Origin of the sequence: Halobaculum sp. XH14, from assembly GCF_032116555.1 — an archaeon.
Taxonomy (GTDB): Archaea; Halobacteriota; Halobacteria; order Halobacteriales; family Haloferacaceae; genus Halorarum; species Halorarum halobium.
Genome location: NZ_CP134949.1, coordinates 2,819,787 through 2,844,658, shown reverse-complemented (window position 1 = coordinate 2,844,658; position 24,872 = coordinate 2,819,787). Strand labels below are relative to the sequence as shown.

The 24,872-nt window shown below is 71.0% G+C and carries 24 protein-coding genes, 1 tRNA gene and 1 pseudogene; 12 read left to right on the top strand and 14 right to left on the bottom strand.

The window, feature by feature from the left end:
* Positions 1 to 188: 188 nt before the first annotated feature.
* Together RJT50_RS14525 and RJT50_RS14520 are read left to right on the top strand one after the other, a co-directional pair.
* Positions 189 to 908, top strand: coding sequence for a hypothetical protein (locus RJT50_RS14525; protein WP_313692251.1), 720 nt, complete (start codon positions 189 to 191; stop codon positions 906 to 908).
* Positions 909 to 1,405: 497 nt separating this feature from the next.
* A complete protein-coding gene (locus RJT50_RS14520) occupies positions 1,406 to 2,053 on the top strand; it encodes a hypothetical protein (protein ID WP_313692249.1) in 648 nt (215 codons plus the stop codon).
* 175 nt (positions 2,054 to 2,228) lie between these two features.
* On the opposite strand, the gene RJT50_RS14515 is transcribed toward RJT50_RS14520, so the two are convergent.
* The 7 genes from RJT50_RS14515 to btuC all read right to left on the bottom strand — a co-directional run bounded on the left by RJT50_RS14515 (position 2,229) and on the right by btuC (position 9,703).
* Positions 2,229 to 2,301: transfer RNA gene (locus RJT50_RS14515), tRNA-Thr, on the bottom strand.
* A 67-nt stretch (positions 2,302 to 2,368) separates the two neighbouring features.
* The gene (locus tag RJT50_RS14510; protein WP_313692248.1) at positions 2,369 to 3,352 is read right to left on the bottom strand and encodes a class I SAM-dependent methyltransferase; all 984 of its coding nucleotides are present in this window, start codon (positions 3,350 to 3,352) and stop codon (positions 2,369 to 2,371) included.
* Positions 3,353 to 3,478: 126 nt separating this feature from the next.
* Positions 3,479 to 4,558: an inorganic phosphate transporter gene (locus tag RJT50_RS14505; protein WP_313692247.1), complete on the bottom strand. Its 1,080-nt coding sequence runs from the start codon at positions 4,556 to 4,558 to the stop codon at positions 3,479 to 3,481.
* The gene (locus tag RJT50_RS14500) at positions 4,558 to 5,181 is read right to left on the bottom strand and encodes a hypothetical protein (RefSeq protein ID WP_313692245.1); all 624 of its coding nucleotides are present in this window, start codon (positions 5,179 to 5,181) and stop codon (positions 4,558 to 4,560) included. The genes RJT50_RS14505 and RJT50_RS14500 overlap by 1 nt, the downstream gene beginning before the upstream one ends.
* Before the next feature lie 207 nt (positions 5,182 to 5,388).
* A complete protein-coding gene (locus RJT50_RS14495; protein ID WP_313692244.1) occupies positions 5,389 to 7,608 on the bottom strand; it encodes a serine hydrolase domain-containing protein in 2,220 nt (739 codons plus the stop codon).
* A 224-nt stretch (positions 7,609 to 7,832) separates the two neighbouring features.
* The gene (locus RJT50_RS14490) at positions 7,833 to 8,609 is read right to left on the bottom strand and encodes a heme ABC transporter ATP-binding protein (RefSeq protein ID WP_313692243.1); all 777 of its coding nucleotides are present in this window, start codon (positions 8,607 to 8,609) and stop codon (positions 7,833 to 7,835) included.
* Positions 8,606 to 9,703, bottom strand: coding sequence for a vitamin B12 ABC transporter permease BtuC (btuC, locus tag RJT50_RS14485; protein ID WP_313692242.1), 1,098 nt, complete (start codon positions 9,701 to 9,703; stop codon positions 8,606 to 8,608). The genes RJT50_RS14490 and btuC overlap by 4 nt, the downstream gene beginning before the upstream one ends.
* A gap of 58 nt (positions 9,704 to 9,761) precedes the next feature.
* Between btuC and RJT50_RS14480 the strand changes: the two genes are divergently transcribed.
* The 6 genes and pseudogenes from RJT50_RS14480 (at position 9,762) to gatB (ending at position 14,299) form a co-directional block, all read left to right on the top strand.
* Positions 9,762 to 10,961, top strand: a complete 1,200-nt coding sequence (locus RJT50_RS14480; protein WP_313692240.1) for a PGF-CTERM-anchored ABC transporter substrate-binding protein — start codon at positions 9,762 to 9,764, stop codon at positions 10,959 to 10,961.
* Between the two features lie 86 nt (positions 10,962 to 11,047).
* Positions 11,048 to 11,490, top strand: a pseudogene (locus RJT50_RS18690) (SHOCT domain-containing protein).
* Between the two features lie 258 nt (positions 11,491 to 11,748).
* Complete coding sequence (locus tag RJT50_RS14470) at positions 11,749 to 12,057, top strand: hypothetical protein (RefSeq protein WP_313692238.1); 309 nt, start codon at positions 11,749 to 11,751, stop codon at positions 12,055 to 12,057.
* Positions 12,058 to 12,151: 94 nt separating this feature from the next.
* On the top strand, positions 12,152 to 12,433 hold the full coding sequence (gene srp19 / locus RJT50_RS14465) for a signal recognition particle subunit SRP19 (RefSeq protein ID WP_313692236.1): 282 nt from the start codon (positions 12,152 to 12,154) through the stop codon (positions 12,431 to 12,433).
* Positions 12,433 to 12,663, top strand: coding sequence for an H/ACA ribonucleoprotein complex subunit GAR1 (locus RJT50_RS14460; RefSeq protein ID WP_313692235.1), 231 nt, complete (start codon positions 12,433 to 12,435; stop codon positions 12,661 to 12,663). The genes srp19 and RJT50_RS14460 overlap by 1 nt, the downstream gene beginning before the upstream one ends.
* A 118-nt stretch (positions 12,664 to 12,781) precedes the next feature.
* Positions 12,782 to 14,299 (top strand): Asp-tRNA(Asn)/Glu-tRNA(Gln) amidotransferase subunit GatB, encoded by a 1,518-nt coding sequence (gatB, locus tag RJT50_RS14455; RefSeq protein WP_313692234.1) that lies wholly within the window; start codon positions 12,782 to 12,784, stop codon positions 14,297 to 14,299.
* A 52-nt stretch (positions 14,300 to 14,351) separates the two neighbouring features.
* On the opposite strand, the gene RJT50_RS14450 is transcribed toward gatB, so the two are convergent.
* Positions 14,352 to 15,752: an MATE family efflux transporter gene (locus tag RJT50_RS14450; RefSeq protein ID WP_425499735.1), complete on the bottom strand. Its 1,401-nt coding sequence runs from the start codon at positions 15,750 to 15,752 to the stop codon at positions 14,352 to 14,354.
* A gap of 459 nt (positions 15,753 to 16,211) precedes the next feature.
* The gene (locus RJT50_RS14445; RefSeq protein ID WP_313692231.1) at positions 16,212 to 16,436 is read right to left on the bottom strand and encodes a hypothetical protein; all 225 of its coding nucleotides are present in this window, start codon (positions 16,434 to 16,436) and stop codon (positions 16,212 to 16,214) included.
* 104 nt (positions 16,437 to 16,540) lie between these two features.
* Between RJT50_RS14445 and RJT50_RS14440 the strand changes: the two genes are divergently transcribed.
* Complete coding sequence (locus tag RJT50_RS14440) at positions 16,541 to 17,911, top strand: M20/M25/M40 family metallo-hydrolase (RefSeq protein ID WP_313692230.1); 1,371 nt, start codon at positions 16,541 to 16,543, stop codon at positions 17,909 to 17,911.
* A gap of 34 nt (positions 17,912 to 17,945) precedes the next feature.
* Here the strand turns inward: RJT50_RS14440 and RJT50_RS14435 are convergent, their stop codons facing one another.
* From RJT50_RS14435 to RJT50_RS14420, 4 genes are read right to left on the bottom strand one after another with little or no spacing between them, the layout of a single operon-like run.
* The gene (locus tag RJT50_RS14435; protein ID WP_313692229.1) at positions 17,946 to 18,641 is read right to left on the bottom strand and encodes a hypothetical protein; all 696 of its coding nucleotides are present in this window, start codon (positions 18,639 to 18,641) and stop codon (positions 17,946 to 17,948) included.
* Entirely contained in the window at positions 18,641 to 19,480 is an 840-nt protein-coding gene (locus RJT50_RS14430) for a hypothetical protein (protein ID WP_313692228.1), read from the bottom strand. Before RJT50_RS14430 ends, RJT50_RS14435 begins: the two co-directional genes overlap by 1 nt.
* 37 nt (positions 19,481 to 19,517) lie before the next feature.
* Entirely contained in the window at positions 19,518 to 19,871 is a 354-nt protein-coding gene (locus tag RJT50_RS14425; RefSeq protein WP_313692227.1) for a hypothetical protein, read from the bottom strand.
* On the bottom strand, positions 19,868 to 20,647 hold the full coding sequence (locus RJT50_RS14420; RefSeq protein WP_313692225.1) for a hypothetical protein: 780 nt from the start codon (positions 20,645 to 20,647) through the stop codon (positions 19,868 to 19,870). The genes RJT50_RS14425 and RJT50_RS14420 overlap by 4 nt, the downstream gene beginning before the upstream one ends.
* Before the next feature lie 256 nt (positions 20,648 to 20,903).
* On the opposite strand from RJT50_RS14420, the gene RJT50_RS14415 reads away from it, so the two are divergent.
* The 3 genes from RJT50_RS14415 to RJT50_RS14405 all read left to right on the top strand — a co-directional run bounded on the left by RJT50_RS14415 (position 20,904) and on the right by RJT50_RS14405 (position 24,041).
* Positions 20,904 to 22,817 carry a S9 family peptidase gene (locus RJT50_RS14415; RefSeq protein ID WP_313692224.1) on the top strand — a complete coding sequence of 638 codons (1,914 nt, stop codon included), beginning with the start codon at positions 20,904 to 20,906 and terminating at the stop codon, positions 22,815 to 22,817.
* Positions 22,818 to 22,971: 154 nt separating this feature from the next.
* Entirely contained in the window at positions 22,972 to 23,538 is a 567-nt protein-coding gene (locus RJT50_RS14410) for a polymer-forming cytoskeletal protein (RefSeq protein ID WP_313692223.1), read from the top strand.
* 2 nt (positions 23,539 to 23,540) lie between these two features.
* The gene (locus RJT50_RS14405) at positions 23,541 to 24,041 is read left to right on the top strand and encodes a DUF8173 domain-containing protein (RefSeq protein ID WP_313692222.1); all 501 of its coding nucleotides are present in this window, start codon (positions 23,541 to 23,543) and stop codon (positions 24,039 to 24,041) included.
* Between the two features lie 70 nt (positions 24,042 to 24,111).
* On the opposite strand, the gene RJT50_RS14400 is transcribed toward RJT50_RS14405, so the two are convergent.
* On the bottom strand, positions 24,112 to 24,855 hold the full coding sequence (locus RJT50_RS14400) for a creatininase family protein (RefSeq protein WP_313692221.1): 744 nt from the start codon (positions 24,853 to 24,855) through the stop codon (positions 24,112 to 24,114).
* Positions 24,856 to 24,872: the final 17 nt, after the last annotated feature.

Genomic DNA, 24,872 nt, shown 5'->3' with positions numbered 1-24,872 from the left:
GCACGCATCGAACGACGAACGTACGCACGGCCGGCGAGCATCCCTCCGCCGTCGGTACCGACGTGTCCGTAGCCGGTCGATCCGATGGCCGTTCTTGCGGGAAACTGGTCGACAGGGTGAACGCAGTCCGGACCGACCAGTCACCAACCCGGCGGCAGCGATTTGCCTGGCCACGAGAGCCATGCCCCATGGATCGACGCCAGTGTCTCCTGACCGGCGGTGCCGTCGTCTCGGGGCTTCTCGGCGGTGTCGGGGCGGCGACGGCCGCCGCCACCGCTCGACCGACCGAGGGCAGCCACGGACGACCGCCGGTGAGTCGCCGGCAGGACGGAGGCCCCGACGGGACGGAGCCGATCGAGACCAGCTACTCGGGCACCGGCGCGACCGTCGGCCTCGACGTGCGGATCGAACGCCGCGGCCCCATCGTCTTCGACATGCGCCACGGCGGGTCGGGGAGCTTCGTCGTCGACGTCGTCGACGCCGACGGCACGCGGATCGAGCGAACCGTGAACTACACCGGCCCGTGGTCGGGCGAACTGGCGTACGACATCGAGCCGGGCGCGTACGAACTCCGGGTTCAGGCCGGCGGGAGCTGGTCGATCACCCTGGTCCAGCAGCCGCTGTACGAGCTCGCGGACGTCGGGACGACGCCGCCGGTCGAGTTCGAGGGCTCGTCCCCGCAGCTGTACGGGCCGATCGACTTCTCCGCGCCCCGGACGCTCTCGTTCACGTCCGACGGCGAGGATCACAACGTCCTCATCCTCCATGACGCCTCCGGCGAGCGGCTGAGCGTGCTCGTGAACGAGACGTCGCCCGTCGAGACGAGCATCGAAATTTCGATCGCCCAGGACGTCGGCTGGCTCTCGGTCGACACCGACGGCGGGTCCTACACGCTCTCGGTCGAGTGACCGACGCCGGAACGAGCCGGATCGTCGGCGGTGACGCGCGCGGATGCTCGCCCTGACGTCGGGCGGTCGTGGGCGACGCCGACCGCTCGTGGCGTCCCAGCGCACATGGGGAGTACGGCCCCTCTACCGACGTCCTGAACCGGGCGGTCGAGCGAGCGTGTCGACGAGAGCTTGACCCGGATCGCCGTCCCGACCGGACCGCGGCCGGCGCGCCCCGGAACGCCGGCGTTACCGGTTCGATATCGGGGTCATCAGTTCGGTAACGGGGTCGTACGACCTGCCACGGGGGACGCGTCGGCGAGTCGTCGGGCACGCCCGGCGCGGACGGGCTCGGGTCACCTCGTCCGGAAAACTGGTCACAAGCGGGGAAGTAGAACGCGGTTACCAGTCCCCAAGCCGGCGATACGGATTTTATCGGACGCGTACTGGTCCCACGTGTGGACCGACGCCAGTACCTTCTGACAGGCGGTGCAGCCCTGACGAGTATCGTCGGCGGTATGGGAAGCGTTACCGCGTCATCGAACCAGTCCGGCCGGCCTACCGGCACGCCGGGGTCGACGCCCGGGTCGACGCCGGACGGGTCCGGGCCCGTCGAGACGTCGTTCTCGGGGGCGGGCGCGGACGTCACGAAGGAGTTCCGGGTCGAACGCGAGGGGCCGACGGTGCTCCGGCTCGGACACGAGAGCGCGGGGCGCTTCGCCGTGACGATCGCGGACGCAGACGGGACCCAGCTCGACCTGCGCCGGGAGCACGACGCGGCGTGGACCGGCACGTACGCGCTCGCGCTCTCGCCGGGTGAGTGCACGCTCACCGCCGGCGCGGCGGGCCAGTGGTCCGCCGAGGTCGTCCAGCAGCCCCGCTACGCGCTGGGTGAGGTCCAGACCCAGTGGCCCGTCGCGTTCGAGGGAACCACCCCGGCCGTCGACGGGCCGATCGACTTCTCTGCCGCGCGGACGCTGTCGGTGACGGCGGCGGGCGGTGGCACCAACACCGTCGCGGTCCGTGACGCCTCGGGTGCGATCGCCGCCCTCTCGGTGTACGGGACCGAGGCGGTCGAGACGACGACGGACGTTTCCATCCCGGGTGACGTCGGCTGGCTCTCCGTCGAGCCGGCCGGCGAGTTCTCGGTGACGCTCGAGGAGTAACCCCTGACGGTTCGGCCCTCCTGACGGATTCGCGGCGTCGAGACGGTAGCGCGGACCCTGCACTCCTTCGGCCCTCCCCTCTTACCGTTCAAATCCCTCTACCGGATTTCATCGAAAAACGGGCGTGAACACCGAGAGGCAAACGGGCACCTCCCCCGGAAAAGCGACGTGGAAAAGCCGATGGAGGGATTTGAACCCTCGGCCTATTCCTTACGAAGGAATCGCTCTGCCAGCTGAGCTACACCGGCGCTCGCATACGGTGATACCGGCATGACGGAAATAAGGATTCCGAAACCGGGGCGCCGTGACCCGGGTTCACACCCGCGAGAGACGGACGTCCAGACAGACGTTCAGCTCGTGGGGGGCGTACGACCGGACCTCCCGTCGCGTCTCCACGCGCACCTCGTACTCGTCGCCGGCGGCATCGCGGACCGCGCGCTCGCCGGGGCCGAACGGGTCGTCCTCGTGCTGGATGTCGTAGAGGTGGAGGACGCAGTCCTCGCCCGCCAGAGCGACCGCCGTGTCGAGGAAGTCGCTCGCCGAGTGGGGGAGGTTCGCCACCACGCGATCGGCCCAGCCCTCGTACTCGCCCGCCGCCTCCCGCACGTCGCCCTCGATCGCGGTGACCTGCTCCGAAACGCCGTTTCGTCGGGCGTTCTCTCTGAGATACTCGATCGCGCGCGGATTCACGTCGCAGGCGACGACATCGGCACCGCGGGCGGCCATCGGCACGGCGAACGGGCCGACGCCCGCGAACATGTCGACGGCGTGCTCGCCGGCCGCGACCTGCTCGATCACGCGGTGGCGCTCGGTGGCGAGCCGGGGCGAGAAGTACACCTCGGCGATGTCGAGCAGGAACTCGTGGCCGTACTCGCGGTGGACCGTCTCCGTCCCGTCGCCCGCGAGCACCTCCCAGTCGCGGACGCGATACTCGCCCCGCACCTTCGAGGCGCGGTTCACGACCGTCTCGCACGGGAAGTCGGCCTCCATGATCGCCTCGGCGACGCGCCTGGCCTCCTCGGGGTCGTCGACGTCGACGATGGCGACGTCGCCCAGGCGCTCGTACGAGGGCTCGTAGCCGAGGACGTCGGCGGGCGTCACCTGTCCCGTGCGCTCGGCGGCCTCCCGCTCGACCACGTCGTACTCGTCGGGCACCGCCTCGGCGTCGGTGACGGGAACGAAGATGTCGCCGTCCTCGACCGAGATCTCGCGGTCGCCGTCGAGCAGGCCGGCGTCGGCCAGCAGCGTGCGGGTCGCCTCGCCCGCCTCGACGGGCACCCTGACGCACGGAACGCGCATGGTTCGTCTCGCCGACGGGTGGCGAAAGGGCTACCGGTTCGCGGGTTCGGGGTCCGTTCGCACGGGGTGGACGGGGTTCACGACTGTGGGTGTGGGGGTCGGCGAGGCCCCGCTCAGAGCGACCACTCAGAACCCGAACGCCGGGACGAACCGGAAGGTGAGATACGCGCCCAGCGTCGCGATCGCCGGCACGACGTTCTGCATCAGGACGATCCGGACGGTCGTCGCGGGGTTGAACAGGTCCGTCGCAGTGGGGACGTCCGAGGAGGCGGTCCTCGGTCGGGTCGCCCGGCCCCAGCCGAGCCCGATGATCGACATCGTCGCGATGACGACGAAGCTCGCGGGGATGCCGAGCGCCGAGAGGAAGACGACGAGTGCGGAGCTGACCGTCGCGACGACGATCGCGGCCGTCAGCGGCAGTTCCGTGATGTCGCTCCCCATTGTCTCCAGGGTCCGGCGAGCGATCGTGAACGCGCCGATCGTCACGGCGACGCCGCCGAACACGATCGCCGGGTTCATCGCCAGTTCCCCGCTCCCGACTAGCGGCGCGACCGCGTTGGCGATGTTCGATGTCCCGGAGCTGAACGCCATCAGACAGCCGATGGCGACGACGGTGATCGTCCCGGCCAGCTCCCGGCGGTTGGTCGTCCGATGGACGCGCGGGATCGGCACCGCGCCCGAGCGATCGACGTCGAACAGCGACCCCTCGCTGCGCTCCATCGCGACCACGCGGTTGAGCCGCGCGTAGAAGTACCGGCCGATGATCAGCGACACCCAGAAGCCGATGATCGGCGAGACGACCCACCAGGTGAGGATCTCGCCCATGACGGCAAAGTCCAGCACGCCACCGGCAAGTCCCAGCCCCGCGATCGCCCCGACGGCGGTCATCGAGGTCGAGGCGGGCACGCCGAAGACGTTCCCGACGAGGAGCGCGACGCCGATGAAAAAGAGGACCGCGATGGACGACTCGAGCGTGAACACGCCGGGGTCGACGACCAGTTCCGTTCCGAGCTTCGTCACGACGTTCCGGCCGATGGTCCAGGCGCCGACGAAGAAGAACACGCCCATCAGCGCCGCCGCGACCGTCTTCGAGATGGCGCCCGCGCCGACGGCCGGTCCGAACGCCGGGCCCGTCGTCGAGCCGCCGATGTTGTACGCGACGAACATCGCGACGAGGACGCCGACGACGAGCAGGAGTTCGACCATCAGCCGTCCTCGTCCGGGCTGGTGTCGGAGTCTCCCTCCTCCTCTTCCTTCTCGGCCGCCGCCAACTGCTCTTCCAGCGTCTCCTCGACCGTTTTCTCGACGGTTTCGCCGACCGTCTCCTCCACGGTTTCGTCGACAGTCTTCTCCACCGTCTCGCCGACCGTTTCCTCGACGGTTTCACTGACGGTCTCGTCGACCGTCTTCTCGACGGTTTCCTCGACGGTTTCACTGACGGTCTCGTCGACAGTCTTCTCGACCGTCTCACCGACTTTCTCCTCGACGGTCTCGTCGACGGTCTCCTCGACGGTTTCCTTGACCGCCGTGGTCATCCAGTCCGGGTCGAACCGGGACATCTTCCAGACGACGTGGATGATGTACGAGATGAGGACGCCGAACCCGAACGCCAGCCCGATCGCGTTGCCCGCGATCATGATGAGGCTGACCGAGACCGCGATCAGCAGGCCGTACGTGAGGTCGACGATCGAGTCGACGCGGCTCGGATTCACAGTCCTCCCGGGGTGTCCTCGGGCCACTCGGTTGCGGGAGCGGTTCGCTGTCGGCCAGGTGAGAGAGAATGCACGCGTACCTCTACCGAGAGGTTCTCCGCCCAAGTATTTTGCCAATGGCGGCCGAAATTCGGCCGTAGGACGCTACTTCTCGGCGTCTCTCCGCTGACGTCCGGTACTCCCCGTCGGCACGTGTTCGACCGGAGACCCCGGCGTCAGACGATCGCGCGACGAACACTACTCGTCCTCGGAGACCGCGGCCACGAGCACGTCGTCGCCCAGCACCGCCTCGGCGCTCCGACTGTCACTCCCGTGGAACGGCCCTCACCCGGGCGTCCCGAACAGGTTCCAGTAGTACAGCAACCAGCAGGCGAGCGCGGTCCCCGCCGCGACGACGCCGTAGTGGAGCAGCGACCGCCGGCTCCACGTTCCCGAGCGCCACGCGAGGGTCGCGGACGCGAGCGAGACGGCAGTTCCGAGCGAGGCGATAACCGGCAGGAGCAGGAGCGCCCGGTACCAGCCGGGCGGGTCCGAGAGGAGCGTCGGATCGACCACGATTCCGGCGGTCCCCCCGACGAGGAACGCCAGGATGGCCACGATGGAGCCGCCGATCGTTGACCGGGCGACGCCCGGGGAATCGAGCATCGCCAGCAGCGCCCCGAGCCGGGACTCGTCCCCGGCGTTCACCCGTTCGCCGGTCGGAGTCGGGGACTCGCCGCCGTCGGAGTATTTCTGCGCCCGGGCGTCGGCCGTGTCCACGTCGCTCCCATCCATACCGTCCTCGTCGCTCCTCTCGCCGCCGTCCTCGTTGCTTCCATCGTCCGCCTCGTCCCCGTCGCTCCCGCGGAGCGACCGCCAGCCGGCGAGCGCGGGATACCCCACTACGCCGGCGAGCATCCCGACCGCCGACCCGGCAGCGAGCGCCCCGTGGAGCCCGAGCGATTCGAACCGCGAGCGACGCCGTAGCGCCTGCCACCCGACGTACAGGTCCGTGATCTCGTCGTCCGACCCGCCGAACGCGAGCGTCTCGGTCCCGTCGGCCTGGTCGAACACGAGCGGCTCCCGCTCGACCCACCGCGTCCGTCCGCCGCCGGCCTGGGTCACGAGATAGCCCTCGTCGTCCACGCTCACGGAGAGTTCGGCGGCCTGGAGCGTCGTGAACAGCTTCGAGTGGGTCGTCTCCGCGATGCGGAGCCCCCGGTAGGTGCCCTCGAGGGCCCCTGCTCGCTCGGGACGCCCCGACGGCCGTCGCTCGGACGGCTCCGTCGATCCGACTGCTTCCGACAGGACGCCGTCGAGCACGTCCCTCGCCGCGCTTGCGCCGACGTCCGTGTTGTAGGCGAGGAACACGCCGACGTCGGCCTCCGGGAGCAACAGCAGGTGGCTGTAGAACGAGCCCGGGATGGAGCCGTTGTGCCAGAGCGTCCGAACGTCGCCGCGGGTGTCCTCGAACCAGCCGAACCCGATCCCGTCGACTGCGGGGTGGTGGGCGAACCATCGTTCCTGCATCCGGGCGAGGCCGTCGGCCGTGAGCGCGCGGCCGCCGTCGACGCTGCCGTCGCCGAGCTGGGAGCGCATGAACCGGCTCATGTCGGTCGCGCTCGCACACAGCGAGCCCGCCGGCCACAGTTCGAGCGCGAGCCCGGGTGCCGGGCTCGGCGTGCCCAGCGCGGCGGTGTAGCCCGCGGCGCTCCCGTCGGGCGGCGGCTGCTCGAAGGCCGCCGTCTCCATCCCGAGGGGCTCGAACACCTGCTCCTCGACGTACTCGTCGAGCGGCCGGGCCGCGACGTCGGCGACGACCTGGCCGGCCAGCGCGGTCCCGTAGTTCGAGTAGGACGCCAGTTCGCCGGGCGGTCGAACGCGGGCGGGCTGTTCTTCCTGTAGCACCGTCGCGAGCGGTCGCGCCTCGTTGGGGTCGCTCACCCACAGCCCCTGGTTTCGCTCCTCGAACCCCGCCGTGTGGGTCGCCAGGTGCGCCATCGTGATCGGCTCGCCGTCGGCGACCGGGACGGCGTCCAGATACGTCCGCACGTCCTCCTCGGGGTCGATCTCTCCGGCCTCGATCAGCCCCATCGCGGCGGTCCAGACGAGCGGCTTCGAGAGCGAGCCGACCCGGAACGGCGTGTCGGCGTCGACCGCCTCGCCGTCGGTGAGGCTCGTGTCCCCGTATCCGGCGGTGAGCACCGGCTCGCCGCCGCGGACGACTGCCGCGTTCGCGCCGACCACGTCGCCGTTCTCGACGACGTCGGCCATCCGCTCGTCGACGACGGCCTCGACGCTCTCGAGCGACACGTCGCCCGGTGGCCGCGGGTCGATCGGCCCCGGCGACGCGGACGCCGACGGCGGCTGCACCCTTCCGCCACTGCTGCCGGCCGCGGCCGCGGGACCCGCGCCGCCGACCCCGGCGACGAGCAGCGCGCCCGACGTCGCCAGCACCCGTCTCCGGGTGAGTCGGCCCGATCGGGAACCGTCATCGTCCGTGGCTCCGTCGTGCGATTCTATCGGTTCGACACGTCCGTGGACCGCGTTCTGATCGTCGCTCATAGGAGGGGTAAAGCTTCCTTTACAGTAAAGCGTACTTTACACCTCGTGGTAAAACTGTTGGTTCGCCGGAGCGACGGCGTCTCCGGGCGGTTTCATCGTCCCACGCGGACCGGACGGAACCGAACTCGGTCGAGCGGTCCCGACGGTGACGCTCGGTCTCCGTTCCTCACCCGGTCGTCACGGCAGTCGGTTTCGGAGTCGGTCGGCGTCGGCGACCGCCCGCCCTATTCGCCCTCGGAGAGCGCGGTGACGAGCGGCGCGTCGACGGCCGGATCCCGGTTCAGCACGGTCTCCACGCCGAACGCGGCCGCGAGCGCGTCGTCGCCCAGCACGGCCTCGGGCGAGCCCTCGGCCCGGACCTCGCCGCCCGCGAGCAGGACGAGTCGGTCACAGAAGCGTGCCGCGAGGTTGAGGTCGTGGATGGCCGCGAGCGCCGCCTTCCCGTCCGCGACGGCGTCCTCGACGAGCCGGAACGTCCGCAACTGGTGGTTGATGTCGAGGCTCGCGGTCGGCTCGTCGAGCAGCAGCGCGGGCGTCTCCTGGGCCAGCGCGCGGGCGAACAGCAGCCGCTGTTTCTCGCCGCCCGAGAGCGTCGTGACGGCGCGCTCGGCGAACTCGGCGACCTGCGCGCGCTCCATGGCCGTCCGGACCGCGTCGCGGTCCGCGGGCGTCGTCCGTCCGAACCGAGAGACGTAGGGGGTTCGGCCCATCTCGACGGCCTCCTCGACGGTGAACTCGAACGAGAGCGACGTGTCCTGCGGGACGGTGGCGACCCGGCGGGCGACCTCCCTGGCCGAGAGCGTGGCCACGTCGGTCCCGTTGATCTCCACGCCCCCCGATTCGGGCGAGAGCGTCCCGTTCAGGGTCGACAGCAGCGTCGTCTTCCCCGCGCCGTTCGGGCCGACCAGCCCGACGAGTTCGCCCGACTCCGCCGAGAGGGAAACGCTCGACAGCACCCGTTCGCCGCCGAGTTCGACCGAGACGTCGCGCGCCCGGATCACAGTTCGTACACCTCGCGCTTGCGGAGGAGATAGAGGAAGAACGGCGCGCCGGCGGCGGCGGTGACGATGCCGACCGGGACCTCCGCGGCCCCGGCCCGGGCGACCGTGTCGGCGGCGACGAGGAACGTCCCGCCCGCGAGCGCGCTCGTCGGCAGGAGGATGCGGTGGTCCGGGCCGACGACGAGCCTGAGGACGTGCGGGACGACGAGCCCCACGAAGCCGATGACGCCCGAGACGGCGACGGCCGCGGCGGTGAGCACGGACGAGACGGCCAGCAGCGCGCGCTTGCTCCGCTCGACGTTGACGCCGAGCGCGCTCGCGTCGCCCTCGCCCAGCAGCAGGACGTTCAGGTCCCGCGCGTAGGCGAGCAGGACGACGACGAGCACCGGCACGACCAGCGCGACGCTGCTCACGTCGCCCCAGGTCGCGTTGTCGAGGTGGCCCATGAGCCAGTAGACGACCCGTTCCATCGACTCGCCCGAACGGAGGAGCATGAACGAGACGACCGCGCCGAGGAACGTCTGGACGGCGATGCCCGCGAGCAGCAGCGTCGCGACCGGGGTCCGGCCGTTCCGCGTCGAGACGAGGTAGACGCCAAAGCCCGCGAGCAGCGCGCCGACGAAGGCGGCACCGCGGAGGCCCAGACCGAGTGGAAGCGCCAGCGGGGTGACGATGGCGAAGACGGCGCCGACGGCCGCGCCCGAGGAGACGCCGACGATGGAGGGGTCGGCCATGGGGTTGCGGAAGAAGCCCTGCATGACCGTCCCCGCGGCCGCGAGCGCGACGCCGACCAGCGCGCCGAGCACGATGCGCGGGAGGCGGACGGTCATGACGATCGTCTGGTGCACGTCCGGGACCGGGAAGGCGAACGGACGGACGTACGCGAGCGACATTCCGGTGCCGGCGAGGCCCGCGTTCGCGGCGCCCGCGACCCGCCGGAACCCGACGGGGACGACGACCGCGTTCGCGATCGCCGCGAGCACGTTCCGCGCGGGCACCTCGACCGGGCCGACGCCGGCGCTCACCGTGACGACGGCGACCAGCAGGCACAGCAGGCCCGCCGAGGCGACGGCTGCCCGGCCCCAGACTCGCACGATGACAAGGTGGGTTGCTTTAGGTAAATATTTATTGTCTTGTCCGGACCGAACGGGTGTGAGACGATACACAGCGATCCTGCTGGCGACCGCCCTGGTGCTGGCGGGTGCCGCGCCGGCCGTCGCCGCCGGCGCGGCGAGTCCGGCCGCGTCGGCCGGCCCCGCCACCGCGACCGACGCGACCGCGGTCGTGTCGAGCCTCGGGAGCGTCGCGGCACGGACCGACGACGGCGTGGAGTCCTGTTCGTTCCCGTTCACCGCGACGGACGCGACGGGGACGGAAGTCACCGTGGAGGAGCGTCCCGAGCGCGTCACGACTCTCAACCCGAGCGCCGCCCAGACGATGTGGGAGATCGGCGGCCGCGAGCAGGTCGTCGGGCTCTCGCAGTTCGCGACCTACCTCGAGGGGGCGGAGTCGCGGACGAACGTCTCGGCGGCCGGCTTCGGCGTGAACGTCGAGACGGTCGTCGGGACGAACCCCGACCTCGTGCTCGCGCCGAGCGCGAGCTCGGCCGACACGGTCGCGGCGCTGCGCGAGGCCGGCCTCACCGTCTTCTACTTCTCGGAGGCGAAGACCATCGAGGACGTCCGCGAGAAGACGACGCTCACCGGCCAGCTCACGGGTAACTGCGAGGGTGCGGCCGAGGCGAACGCGTGGATGGACGCGAACGTGGAGGCGGCCGCGACGGCGACGGCCGACCTGGAGCGCCCGACCGCGCTCTACCCGCTCGGCGGCGGCTACGTCGCCAACACGGGCACGTTCATCTCCGCGATGATCGAGGCCGCGGGCGGCGAGAACGTCGCCGGCCAGCGGAACTTCTCGACCACGTACCCGCAGGTGAACGACGAGGTCATCGTCCAGCTCTCCCCGGAGGTCCTCGTGCTCACCGGCTCGACCACGTACCTCACCGCACAGGAGCCGTACGCGAGCCTCGCGGCCGTGCGGAACAACGAGACGGTGCGGGTGAACAGGAACTACCTGAACCAGCCCGCGCCGCGTTCGGTGGTGTACGCCGTGCGGAACCTCACGGAGGGGTTCCACCCCGAGGCGGCCGCGAACGCCGAGTTCGTCGCCCGGGGCGAGGTGAGCGTCGAGACCGAGCCGACTCCCGAACCCACCGCCGAACCGACCGAGGACGGGGCGAGCCAGCCGACCGACGAGCCTGACTCGACCGAGACGACCGCGGCCGGCCTCGGCGCGGCGGTCGCCGCGCTGGCGCTGCTCGCGAGCGCGCTGCTGGCCCGCCGCGGGCGGTAGGACCACGCGCGGGAGGCGGCTCCGTGCAGGGGTCGGTCCCGCGAACCGGCATCCCCTTTTATCCCGGTCCTCGCTCTCTCATCGGTATGGCCGCGACACCTCGTGACCGGCTCCGGGAGAACGCGACCGAGATCGCCGGGACGGTCGTCACCGGCATCTGGCTCGCCGCGCTGTTCACCGGACAGAGCTGGTGGCTGGCGGCGCTGCTGCTGGGCTACGTCGTCGTCGTCCCGCTGGTCGCGCTGTGTTCGGCGACGAGGAGGACGTCGAGGAGTGGTGGGAGGACAACTGGGGCGACGACTGGTGGTCGTGGGGCGGATCGACGTCGAAGGACGCGACCGAACGCGACGACGCCGACGAGCCGGACGAAACCAGCCGCGACGCGATCGAGACCCTCCGGGACCGCTACGCGCGCGGCGAGTTGACCGACGAGCAGTTCGAGCGCAAGCTCGACCGGCTTCTCGAGTACGAATCGCTGGAGGACGTGGAGGATCACGCGCGCGAACGGGAGCAGGAGCGATCCGGGTAGTCGCGGCCGAGACGACGCGGTAGCCGCGGGCAAACCAGCGCTGGTTCTGCCCACGGGCGCGACTGGCTCCGACAACGAGCCGTCCGCGGCGGCGACGTAGTCGGGGAATCTTCCGGCTCCCCGTGACGGTAACTGACGCCTACGACCGTCACGAAAGAACTTACTCGATAACGAGTAAGTCTTATCACCGGCCGCCGACTCGTTCCCGTCGATGACCGAACCTCCCGCCGAGAAAGCCCTCCCGACCCCGGGTGACCGATGATGTGGCAGGACCTGGTGTTCCTCTGTGGCAGCGTCCTCTCGCTCGTCGTGCTCGTGCCGACCCTGCGCGACTCGATGGCGAACGTCCCGCTCGGAACCTCACTGCCGTCGGCCACCATCGGCCTCGTGTACGGGACGACGTTCTTCACCCTCGGGATGACGATGTCCGCGGTCGGCTCGCTCCTCACGGGCGTCATGTGGAGCGTCATCGCGTTCCTCCGCTCTCCCCACCCGCTCGACCACGGGGTCGAGTCGGGCGAGGAGGAGTCACCGACGCCCCGTGGGGCGCCCGGCAACGCCGACTGACCCCGGTTCCCTGACGCGGCCGGACCGGGCCGCGACGCCGACCGCGCTCGCGGTCGATAGCACCCTTTTTCCGCGCGGCGCGCACCTCTCCGGTATGGTCGAGAACGTCCTCTGGCCCGCGTACTTCGACGCGGCGCTCACCCGCGCGGCGGGGCGGCGCGTCTCCCTGGAGCAGGCGGTCGCGGAGCCGACGGTGGACGAGATCGCGAAGGCGGTCCAGCAGGTCGGCTACGACGCCAAGATCGAGCGCGACAGGACCTACTCGCGCGAGTACGAGGAGCGCGGCCGGGTGCTCGTCTCGGGCACCGAGGACACCGCGAAGAACGACCTCGTGCAGGCGGTCGCCGCCTACGTCGCCATCCTGCGGGGCGAGTGATGCGCCGCGTCGGCGACGTGGTCCGGACCGCGGGCGGGCTCGCCGTCCTCCGGGTGCCCGAGGACGAGGAGCCGAGCGACATCGGCACGATGGTCGTCGACGACTCGCTCTCGACGGTCGGGCGCGTCGTCGACGTGTTCGGGCCGGTCGCACACCCGTACGTCGCCGTCACGCCGACCGGCCCGGTCGAACTCGCCGACCTGCTCGGGGCGACGCTGTACGCGCGCTGAGTCGCCCGTTCGAACGCGCCGCTCACGACGGCACCGAGCCCCGGTCGGGCACGCGACCCGCCACGACCCGGACGCCGTCCCGTTAGCCTTTACCTCCGGCGTCGCGAACTCGGCGCTAATGGCACGAGCAGCCGAGCGGGCCGACCTCGAACCCGTCATCGGGCTGGAGGTCCACGTCCAGCTCGAGACCGACACGAAGGTCTTCTGCGGGTGCTCGACCGAGCCCGCCGAGGACGAGGCCCCGAACACGCGCGTCTGCCCGGTCTGTCTGGGGCTTCCCGGGGCGCTCCCCGTCCTCAACGAGGCCGCCGTCGAGGCCGCCGTCAAGGTGGGGAAGGCGCTCGAGGCCGACATCCCCGAGGAAACCCGCTTTCACCGGAAGAACTACTTCTACCCCGACCTGCCGAAGAACTTCCAGATCACCCAGTACGACGCCCCGCTCTGTGCGAACGGCGAACTCGAGTTCTCCCACGAGGGCGAGCGCCGGACGGTGACGGTCCGCCGCGCTCATCTGGAGGAGGACCCGGGAAGCCTCCGGCACGTCCGGGACGGCTCCGAGTCGCTCGACGTCCGCACCACCTCCGTCGACCGCGCGGACTACACGCTCGTCGACTACAACCGCGCCGGCACGCCGCTGATGGAGGTCGTCACCGAACCCGACTTCCGCGACCCGAGCGAGGTCCGCGCGTTCCTCGAGAAGCTGGAGGAGGTGTTCGAGTACCTCGGCATCTTCGACGCCTCGCGGGACGGCAGCCTCCGAATCGACGCGAACCTCTCGATGGTGCCGGCCGACGAAGTCGGCGCGGACGGCGACGTCGCGGACGAGACGCTCGAGTCCGCGAACCGGACCGAGGTGAAGAACATCTCCAGCCACCGTGGCGCCGAGAAGGCGCTCTCCTACGAGGAGAGCCGCCAGCGCCGGCTCATCCAGTCGGGCGGCGCCGTCGAGCAGGAGACGCGCCACTTCAACGAGACGCACGGCAACACCGTCTCGATGCGCTCGAAGGAGGAGGAGAAGGACTACCGCTACTTCCGCGAGGCCGACCTGCCGCCCCTCCAGGTGTCCGACTGGAAGGCGGAGCTCCCCATCCCCGAACTGCCGGACGCCCGCCGCGCGCGCTTCCGCGAGGAGTACGGCCTCGATTCGGAGGCCGCCTCGAAGCTCACCTCGCGCAAGGCGGTCGCGGACTTCTACGAGGCGGTCGCCGCCGAGTTCGACCCGGACCTCGCGGCGACGTGGGTCGCCGACAACCTGCTCGGCGAACTCAACTACCGCGACATGGCCGTCGAGGACGTGACCGACCGCCTCGACGAGTTCACGCGCCTCGTCGAACTCGTCGCCACCGACGAGGTGACGACCAAGAACGCCGAGGAGACGGTGCTGCGAACGATGCTCGACGAGGGACTCGACCCCGACGAGGTCATCGAGCGCGAGGGCCTCGGCAAGGCCGACGACGACCAGGTCACCGCGGCCGTCGAGGACGCGGTCGACGACAACCCCGACGCGGTCGCGGACTACCACGACGGCGACGACGGCGCGCTCAACTTTCTCGTCGGCCAGGTGATGGCCGCGACGGGCGGTTCGGCGGACCCGGGGACGGTGAACGAGTTGCTCCGCGAACGGCTGAACGACTGAGTTCGAGGACCCGTCGACGACCGGGTCGAACTTCTCCGATTCCCACCGCCGTCTAGTCATCTCCGGCGCTCGGCACGTCGCGGTCGATAACGCCCTCGGTCCAGGTGCCCCGGAGGAACCACGCGACGCCGACGACGAACGAGGCGAGCGCGCTCAGCGCGAACGACCACCAGAGCCCCTCGACGCCGACGCCAAGCCCCGAGACCGACCCGAGCCCCGGCACGGTGACGGTCCAGGCGAACGCGACCACGAGCGCGACGGGAACGCGAAAGAGCCACCGCGAACACAGCGAGAGCGCCATCGCGATCCGGGTGTCGCCCGCGCCGCGGAACGCGCCCTGGACGACCATCAGACCGCCGAAGAATCCCCAGGACAGCGCGATGATTCGGAGGAACGTCACGCCCTCCGCGACGACGGCCGGATCGCCGACGAACACCCGGATGGCCGTCGCGGGGAACCACCAGACGAGCCCGCCGGCCACGAACAGCAGCGCCATCGTGCCCGCGGTCGCGGTCGCGGTCACCCGGCTCGCGCGCTCGGGCGTCCCCGCGCCGAGGTTCTGGCCCACGCCCGTCGCGGTCGCCTGCCCGACCGCGCCCGACACGGTCCAGGAGACGGACATCAGCCTGATCCCGATGCCGTAGGCGGCCGTCGCGGCCGGGCCGAACCGCGCGACGAGCGCGGCCATCGCCACCGACGCGAACGACCGCGCCCACCCGTCGAGCGTCCCGGGATACCCGACGTCCACCAGCCTGCGGAGGAGGTCGGGGTCCGGCCTGAGATCCCGGAGGTGAAGCTGGATGCCCCAGTCGCCCCGCAGGAGGATGTACACGCCGACGACGGCGGCGAGCCCCCGCGAGAGGAACGTTGCGACCGCGGCACCGCGGGTCCCCCAGGCCGGGAACGGTCCCCAGCCGAGCACGAGAAACGGGTCGAGGACGATGTTGACGCCTGCCGACACCGCGACGAGCCACATTGCCGTCCGGGTGTCGCCCGCGCCCTGGAGCGACGACCGGAACGCGAAAAAGAGGAACGTGAGCGGCAGCGTGAGGAAGATGACCTCGATGTAGGCGAGCGACTGGACGAACACCTCGCCGCGCGCGCCGATCCAGTACAGGAGCGGCCGCCGCGCGGCCAGCCCTGCGGCCGTGAGCGCGAGCGAGACGACCACCGCCAGCAGCGTCGTCTGCCCCACGACGCGGTCGGCCGCCCGGTCCTCGCCCGCGCCGACGTGCTGGGAGACGAGCGCGATGGTCGCGGCGGTGAGCCCCATGGCCGTCGAGACGAACATCCACGAGAGCGGGAACATGAGCGAGACGGCCGCGACCGCTTCCGGCCCCACGCGCCCGACCCAGAACATGTCCGCGAGGTTGTACAGCGTCTGGACGAGGTTGCCGAGCACGAGCGGCCAGGCTAACGAGAAGAGCCGCGGGCTGATGGGTCCGGTCGTCATGTCGACGCGCGCGTCCTCGTTCGCCACGTGAGCGTCCGAACCTCGTCCTCACGGTCGGTAATCCTTGTGCATCCGGAAGCGTTCGGGCGGTTTTCGACCCGAATTCGTGTTCGACGACTCGGGAGAGTGAACTTCATTTCGCTATATCAAATTTTTCGGCGGGGCCAGAAACACGTCCCCGTTTGCGGGTCGATGCTCGGGACTCCACCCGACGCCGTCTGCTGATTTTGACGAAATCGGCCGCGTGTACCCGCCTCCCGACCGCTCACCGTCTCTCGTCTGCCGTGTCCGTTCGACGTCGGCCTCGCCGTTCTGGTCGCGGCCAACCCGGTTGACGTGCTCCGCACCGAACGCGGCGAAGAAGAGTTGGTGAATCTCTGTCGAGTCAGTGTCGTCCCGGGCAGGAACGTCGCCGCCGCGGGAACGGCGACTCGACCGGAACGGCGGCCCCGTCCGAGGTCACGTCAGTTCCGCGAGCGCGAGCAGGACGCTCGGCGCGACGAGCAGCACGACCCCGACGACGACGAGCAGCGCCGGCATGACGAGCAGGCCCATCTCGGTGAACAGCCAGAGGCCCAGCCCTCCTGCGATCGCAAGGAGGCCGAGGAGCCTGAGCAGCCACACGAACGCGCCCTCCAGTCCCGAATCGGCGATGACCTCGACGGCTTCTAGTGCTTCGTCCATGGCAGTCCGGGCGATTCCGCGCGAGCCACTTGAACGCTGTCGCCGAACCAGCACGGCCCGCCGGCCCCGCAACACCGAAGCCGCCGGGCGTGCCCGTCCCACCGATGAGCACGGGCGACGTCGGCGCGACGATCGATGACCGGATCGACGATTACCGCGGGGCGCTGTTCGACCTCCTCGCTCGGCCCACCGTCAGCGCGACCGGCGAGGGGATGGACGAGGGCGCCGACGCGGTCCGCGAGTTCCTCGCGGATCACGGCTTCGACGCGCGGCGAGTCGAAACGGACCACTATCCGGCGGTGTACGCCGAACGGCTCGCCGACGCGAACGACGACGCGTCGACGGTGCTGTTCTACGGCCACTACGACGTCCAGCCCGCAGAACACCCGGGCGCGTGGGACTCGCCGGCGTTCGAGCCGACGGTCCGCGACGGCGCAATCTACGCCCGCGGCGCCGGCGATAACAAGGGCCAGTTCGCCTGCCACGCGTTCGCCGTGGACGCGCTCGACAGGGCTGGAGAACTCCCGGACGTGAACGTGAAGCTGCTCGTCGAGGGCGGCGAGGAGTCGGGCAGTCGCGGGCTCGCGGACTACCTGGCGACCGGTCCCGACGCCCTGGCCGACGTCGACCTCGTGTACGTGGCCGATGGCCCCCAGCATCGGAGCGGCCGACCGACGCTCATCTACGGCAACCGCGGCATCCTGACGTTCCGGCTCGACCTGACGACCGCCGACGCCGACCTCCACTCGGGCAACTTCGGCGGGCCGGTCCCCAACGCCGCGACGGAACTGACCGAGGTGCTCGCCTCGATGGTGGACGGCGACAGGGTCACGGTCGAGGGCTTCCACGAGGGCAGCGAGGTGACCGACGCCGACCGGGAACTGGTCGACCGCCTCCCGGACGACGAGGACGAGATCAGGGAGGAACTCGGGCTCACCCACCTCGCGACCGACCGGTCGTACTACGAGCGGCTCCTCCTCGAACCGACGCTGAGCGTCAACGGCCTCGACTCCGGCTACCAGGGCGAGGGAAGCAAGACCGTCATCCCCAGCGAGGCCACGGCCAAGTGCGATTGCCGGCTGGTTCCTGGCCAGGACCCCGACGCAGTCTTCGAATCTCTCCGGGACCACGTCGCCGACGAACACCCCGACGTGAGGGTGACGAAGGGGACGACGTTCCCGCCGATGAAGACGCCGGTCGACGCCCCGGCCGCCGGCCCGGTTCGAGACGCGCTCGCGGCCGTCTGGGGCGACGAACCGGTCGAACTTCCGGTGCTGGGCGGGTCGCTCCCGGCCGCGTTCTTCCGGCGCGTCGACGCGCTCGCCGACGTGCCGGTGCTCGTCGTCCCGTACGCGAACCCCGACCAGGGCAACCACTCGCCCAACGAGCACCTCGACCTCGACTGCTTCGAGAACGGCATCCGGACGACGGCGGCGGTCCTCCGGCGCCTCGCGGACCAACGCCTCGCCGACTGACCGGCGCCCGGACCGGCGACCGCGGGGGCTCGCCCTACCCGTCGCGCCTGCGCCGGGGCATCGTCGACGCGCGCCCCACGCCGCGCATGTCCGGCCTGCGCGACGGGACCGACGAGTAGCGCCGCCGTCGGCCGGGGAACTCTCGATCCGAGCGCCGCTCGGCTTCGTCCTCGTCCGTCTCGCCCTCGTCGCTCCCGTCGTCCTCGTCGGCCTCCGACCCCTCACCCGCAACGAGTTCGTCCGCGGCCTCCCGGAGTCGGTCGGCGAGCGAGTCGGTCTCCGCTTCGGCGTCATCCGACTCCGCTTTCTCCCCGCCCTCCCTCGCTTTTTCGTCCACGTCGGCGACGCCGCCGAAGAGGTCCATGAGCCGCTCGGTCCGCTCGTCGGACTCCATCGCGTCCCACCCGTCGGCCAGGTCGCGGGCACCGAGCAGGCGACGGACCACGGCAAGGTCACCCTCGTCCGCGTCGGCCATCAGCTCCGGGAGGTCGGCCGGCGTCGGGTCCTCCGGGAGGTTCTCCACGCCGGCCGCGCGGAGCAGGTCGTCGAACCCCGCGTCGCGGACCGTCGCCGCCAGGTCCCCGAGGGTCTCCCGGGCCGCCTCCTCGTCGTCGGGCGAGCCACCGTCGTCGGAATCGAGCAGGGGGGCGACGGCCTCGGCCGTCTCGGAGAACTGCTCCGTGAGCTCCAGCGACCGGTCCTCCCGGTCCCCGGCGACGTCCTCGCCCATCAGTCGCTCCCCCCGTCGGCTCCGTTTCCGTCATCCTCGCCGTCGTCGTTCGCTTCGTCGCCGTCGTCGTTCGCTTCGTCGCCGTCGTCGTTCGCTTCGTCGCCGTCGTCGTTCGCTTCGTCCCCGTCACCCTCGCCGTCGTCCTCCGATTCTCCCTCGCCCCGTTCGACGTCCCCCGCGGAGAACTCCTCGACGATGGCGTCGATCATCTCCTCGCGGCTCAGGTTCGCCGTCACGTCGACCGATTTGGCGACCGACTGGAGGTCCGAGTACGACAGCACCTCCAGCAGTTCGCGGTACGTGTCGCGCTTGATGTCGTCCCGGTCGGTCGGCAGCACGTCGGCTGCGCTCGACCCGGCGTCCGACGCGGCGTCGGCGGCCGACTCCGCCGTTTCCCCGGCCGTTTCGGTCGCACTCTCCGCCGTCTCCCCTGCCGCTTCCGTTGCGTCCTCGACCGTCGATTCGGCGGACTCGGCTGCCTCCCGCGCCGCCTCGCGCTTCTCGACCAGCGCGGACAGCGCGTCGCCGATCGCGCCGCGGTACGGCGGCCGGGAGACCGTCCTGACGACGGCGACGGCCAGCGCCTCGAGGACGCGCCCGACCGACGGTCGGTCCCGGTCCGACCCGCCGACGAACGGGACCGCCGACCGGACGCGACGTGAGAGTTCGCGTCCGAGCCGTCGCCCCACCGTGGCCCCGAGCGCCCTGCCGACGGCCCGACCCAGCGATTCGAGGTCGAGTCGCTCGGTCAGGTCGTCGCCGCTCACCAGATCCCGGAGGTCCGTCTGCTCGGTGAATTCGTCGAGGAGGGCCTCCCTGGGGTCCGGCGCGTCGCTCACGGACGCTCACCCCGTGCGAACCGGCAGCGGGTGCGGGTCACGCCGACTCCCCGCCCTCTCCGTCGTCGGGTTCTTCCTCCTCGTCTCGCTCCGTTTCGCCGCCGTCGTCCTCCTCTTCCTCCCCCACGTCTTCGCCCTCCTCGTTCTCCCCTTCCTCCCCACCCACCTCGAGCGCGCTGAGCAGAGCGCCGGCGACGAGGCCGCCGAGCCACTCGCCGACGCTTCTGCCGACGACCGACCCCATGTAGCCGCCGACGGTCTCGGAGACGGACCCGCTCTCCGCGAACGAGCCCTCCAGCGGCGTCCCCTCGAACACCTCCTCGAAGTCGATGCCCTCGACGGTCTCCAGCAGTCCGCCCGCCTCCGCGTCGCCGCCGCCGTCGTCGCTCATGACTCGGACTCCCCGTTCGACTCGTCTGAACTCGTCTCGAACAGCTGGTTCACGAACTCCTTCAGGAGGTCCGTCAGCAGGTCGTTGAGGTCCACCTCCTCCAGCGCGTCGCCCGCCGTCTCCGACACCGACTCCTTCGCCGACGAGACCATCCCCGAGATGCGTCCCTCCCCCTCCTCGTCATCCTCGTCCGAGGACCCGAGGAGGCCGCCGAGGCCGCCGAACCCGCCGACGCCGTCGAAGTCGGTCAGGCTACCGAGCAGCCCCCTGAGGCCGCCGCCGGTGGGCGGACTGAGCAGGCCAGCGACGCCCGAGAGGAGGTTACCCAGCAGGTTGTCGTTCCCCTCGACGGCGTCGACGTCCAGGACGACCTCGTTCAGGTCGACTTCGAGGCCGAGCAGGTCGAGGAACAGCCCCTGGAGGTCGAGGTGGAGGACGCGCGAGCGGCCCTCATCCTCTTCCGATGTCTCCCCATCCCGTTCCTCCTCCGCGGACTCCTCGTCGTCCTCGGCCTCCTCCGGCGTCTCCTGCTCGGCTTCCGCGGCCGACTCCTCGGCCGCTTCCTCGTCCTGCTCTTGTTCGTTCCCGTTCTGCTCGTGTTCGCTCCCGTCCTCCTCGGCTTCCTCCGCCTCGTCCTCGCCGCCATCGGTGACCGGCCGACGCGGGTGCTCCGCCGGTCGCTCGTCCCCACTTCCGGCGTCCCGCGGCTGGCCGGCCCGTGCGTCCGACCGCGACTCGACAACTGGGCTCGCCTCGTCGTCGGGGCAGGATGGCATGCGATGGACATGGGCGGCGACACGGGAGGCGGTTCGGCACGCATTTGCCGGTTACCATCGGCATACCCGACGTATGCCGAGGCTTCGGGTTGGCCCGCACCCTCGGGCCCGAGACGGCGTCCGCCGTTTCGGGACGTCCGGATGGGAGGAACCAGCTCCGATTCGGGCCGTCGTCAGGCGGTTTTCACGCTTCTCAGCGCGCTCGCGGCTCGCCGGCAGCCGAACCCTTTAGCCGGGCCGGACTCCCGGTTCGGGCATGACTGACTCCGACCCCGATACCGACGCGGGGACGACCGGCTACGGCGTGGCGCGGTACCTCGCGGTCGAGCAGGTGAATTCGCCGGCGTTCACGCCGGGCGGCCGGTTGCTGTTTCTCGCCGACACCTCAGGGACGCCACAGGTCTGGACGACCGACGAGCCGGGCGCGTGGCCCCGGCGGCTCACACCCCACGAGGAGCGCGTCTCGACGCTCGCGGCCTCGCCGACCGACGAGGCGTTCGTCTTCGGCATGGACGCCGGCAGCGACGAGCGGGACCAGCTCTCCCACTACGACCTCGAAACCGGCGTCGAGACGGCGCTGACCGACGAGCCGACGGCCAAGCACGCCTGGGGTGCGTGGGGGCCCGACGGCGAGCGGGTCGCCTACACCGCGAACCGGGAGGCCGACGGCCGGTTCGACGTGTACGTGCAGCGGGTCGGGCGGCCCGGCGACGGCGACGCACACGGTAGTCCGCGGAAGCTCCACGAGGGCCCCGGCGGCTGGCTCACCGTCGCCGCGTTCGGCCCGCGCGGCGAGCGACTCGCCCTCCTGAACCCCCACTCCAGCTACGACGTGGATCTGTCGCTGCTGGATCTCGACTCCGGCACGCCCCGGACGCTCTCGGACGACGCCGGGGCGACCTACTCGCACCTCCAGTTCGACGGCGCGGGCGGGCTCTACTGCGTCACCGACCACGGTACGGACACGGCCTACGTGGGACGGTTCGATCTCGCCACTGGCGAACTCGAGAAAGTCGCAGGAGGCGACGGGAATCAGAGCGGAGAACCCGGAACCGACGCCTGGGACGTGGACGCGCTGGCGTACGACCGCGACGCCGGCCGGGCCGTCTTCGCGCGCAACGAGGACGGCTACTCGGCGGTCCGCGCGGGCACCCTCGAGGGCACCGAGTTTACCCCCGCCGACGCGCCCGACGTGGACGGCATCGCGTCCGAGTTCGCGTTCGGCCCCGACGCCGAGCGGGTGGCGTTCACCCACACGGCCCCGACGGAGCCGTACGGCGTCCGGGTGACCGACTGGGGCGAGCGCGACTCGGCCGACTGGACGCCGGCCGGGACGAACGGCGTGCCGGAGGCGTCGTTCCGGGAACCCGAGACGATCCACTACGAGACGTTCGACGGGCGCGAGATCCCGGCGTACTGGACGATGCCCGAGCCGGCACCGCCGGACGCCGGCGAGGTGGCGATGCCAGACGGCGCGACGCCCGAGGAGCCCGTCCCGGTCATCGTCGACGTCCACGGCGGGCCCGAACACCAGCGCCGGCCGTGGTTCTATCCGACGAAGCAGTACTTCCTGAACCGCGGCTACGCGGTGCTGGAGCCGAACGTCCGCGGCTCCTCGGGCTACGGGACGGCGTACGCCCACCTCGACGACGTGGAACGGCGGATGGACTCGGTCGCGGACGTCGCCGCCGCGGTGGAGTGGCTCGGGGAGCAGCGGGCGGTCGATTCCGACCGCGTCGTCGCCTACGGGCGCTCGTACGGCGGGTTCATGGTGCTCGCGGCGATCACGGAGTACCCCGACCTGTGGGCCGCCGCGGTCGACTTCGTGGGCATCGCGGACTTCACGACGTTCCTCGAGAACACCGGCGAGTGGCGGCGGAGCCACCGTGAGGCCGAGTACGGCAGCCTCGCGGACGACTACGAGTTCCTGAAGTCCATCTCGCCGCTCACGCACGTCGACGAGATCCGGTGCCCGCTGTTCGTCCAGCACGGCGCGAACGATCCGCGGGTGCCGGTCGGCGAGGCCGAGCAGGTCGCCGAGGCGGCCCGCGAGCAGGGAGTGCCGGTCGAGAAACTGATCTTCGAGGACGAGGGCCACCACACGACGAGCCGCGAGAACCTCATCACGGAGTTCGAGGCGATCGCCGAGTTCCTCGACGAGCACGTCTGAGCCGGGGGTCGGGTGGCGCCATCACGAGCGAGGTCGGTTCGTCGTCGTCCCGGGGCGGTCGCTCCGACGACGCCACGAGCGACGTGCTATCCCGCGTCAACGCTAGCTTATGCCGACCGGACGCGATCTAGCCTCCGATCTGAAACCCACGGCGGTGCGGCTACTCACGGCGCTTCTCGTGCTCCTTCTGGTTGCGAGCGGGCCGGCGGCAGCACAGGAGTCGAGCGTCGGCGGCACCGTCGTCGTCGGGGAGGGCGAGACGGTCCGCGGCCTCGACGCGGTCGGCGGCACGGTGGTCGTCCACGGGACGGTCGACGGGGACCTGAACGCCGTCGGCGGCACGGTGCTCGTCTCGCCCACCGGCGTCGTCACCGGCGACCTCGCCGGCGCGGCCGGCGCGGTGACCATCGAGGGCCGCGTGGACGGGGTCGTCGAACTCGGGACCGGAGCGTTCGCGCTGCGCGAGTCGGGCGCCGTCGGCGGCGACCTGACCGTCGGCGCCGGGGAGGCGCTCATCGACGGCGCGGTCGCGGGCGACGTGGCCGTCGGCGCGGACCGCGTCCGCATCGGCCCCACCGCCACAGTCGGCGGCGACGTGGCGTACGACTCGCCCGACTTCGCCTCGAGGGCGACGGCGTCGCCGGGTCGGTCGACCAGCGCGACCTCGGCGCGAGCGTCGGCGAGTTCGACCTCGTCCCCGTCGCCGTCCCGTCGTGGCTGAGCGTGCTCTCCACGACGCTCGTTCACCTATGGCTCGGGGCGATGCTGCTCGTCCTCGCCCCGCGGTTCGTCTCGGAGGTCGGCGAGTCGGGGCTCGGCGACACGGTCCACAGCGGAGCGGTCGGGCTGGCGGCGCTGCTGCTCGTCCCGGTGTTGCTCGTGCTGCTCGCCGTCACGCTGGTCGGCATTCCGCTCGCGGTGCTCGGCGGGGTGGCTTACGGCCTGCTGCTGTGGGTCGGGCTCGTGCTGGGCGCGTACGTCCTCGGGACCCGGGCGCTCGACCGCGACCGCGTCGAGTACGCTCGCCTGCTCGCGCTCGGCGTCGGCCTGCTCGTCGTCGCGCTGACCCGGTTCGTCCCCGGCGGGGGGCTCGTTCGGCTGGCGCTCACGGTCGTCGGTGCGGGCGCGGTGCTGCTCGTCCTGCGGGCGCGCCGCGTCGGCGACGACGGGGCGGACGAACTCGGCGGCGCGGACGGGGAGTCACGGAACAGGCCGGCCGTCTGAGCGACGCTCCCCGTTCGGGACCGCTCTCCTTTCATGCGGAACTGCTCCGGTTCGCACCGCCTGCTCCCGATCACCAGCCGGACTCGACGTCGCGCTTCAACGACTCCAGAATGCGGTCGGTCGCGTGTTCGACGACCGTCTCCATGAACTCGGGGTCGGAGTTCATCGGGTCGCCCAGCCCGCCCTGCTCGGTCACGTCGTCGAAGTAGTCGTACGAGCGCGTCTCGGGCATCTCCTTCGTGGTCTGTGGCTCCTTTCTCCCCTCCTTCACGAGGTCCGGCCGGTACAGTTCCACGAACGACGTCTCGTGGTCGCCGGCGTGACCCCAGCCCTCGCCGAAGTGCTCCTCCAGTTCGTCGCGGGCGAAGTCGGTCCAGTGGACGAAGTGGGCCGTCAGGTCGGTGTCGCGGTTGAGCCGGTCGGCTGCGAGCGCGAGCGCCTCCTCGTTGCCGCCGTGGGTGTTGAGAAAGAGCAGGCGCTCGGCGCCGTGTTCGGCGAGCGAGGTTCCCACGTCCACGAGGACCGACTTGTACGTGTCCTGCGAGAGCGTCACCGTTCCGGGAAAGCGCATGTGGTGCTCGGAGTAGCCGTACGGAAGCGTCGGGAGGCGGACGAACTCCAGGCCGTGCTCGTCGGCGGCCTCGACGAGTTCGGCCGTGAGGTGGTCCGCACGCAGGGTGTCGGTCGAGACGGGGAGGTGGACCGAGTGCTGTTCGACGCTGCCGGTCGGGAGGACGGCGCAGTCGGCGGTGAGGAGCGACTCGCCCGCGTCCTCCCAGGTCATCGTGGTGAGATCGGAGTCGGTCTCGGGCATGGTGGTGGGTGGGGGTG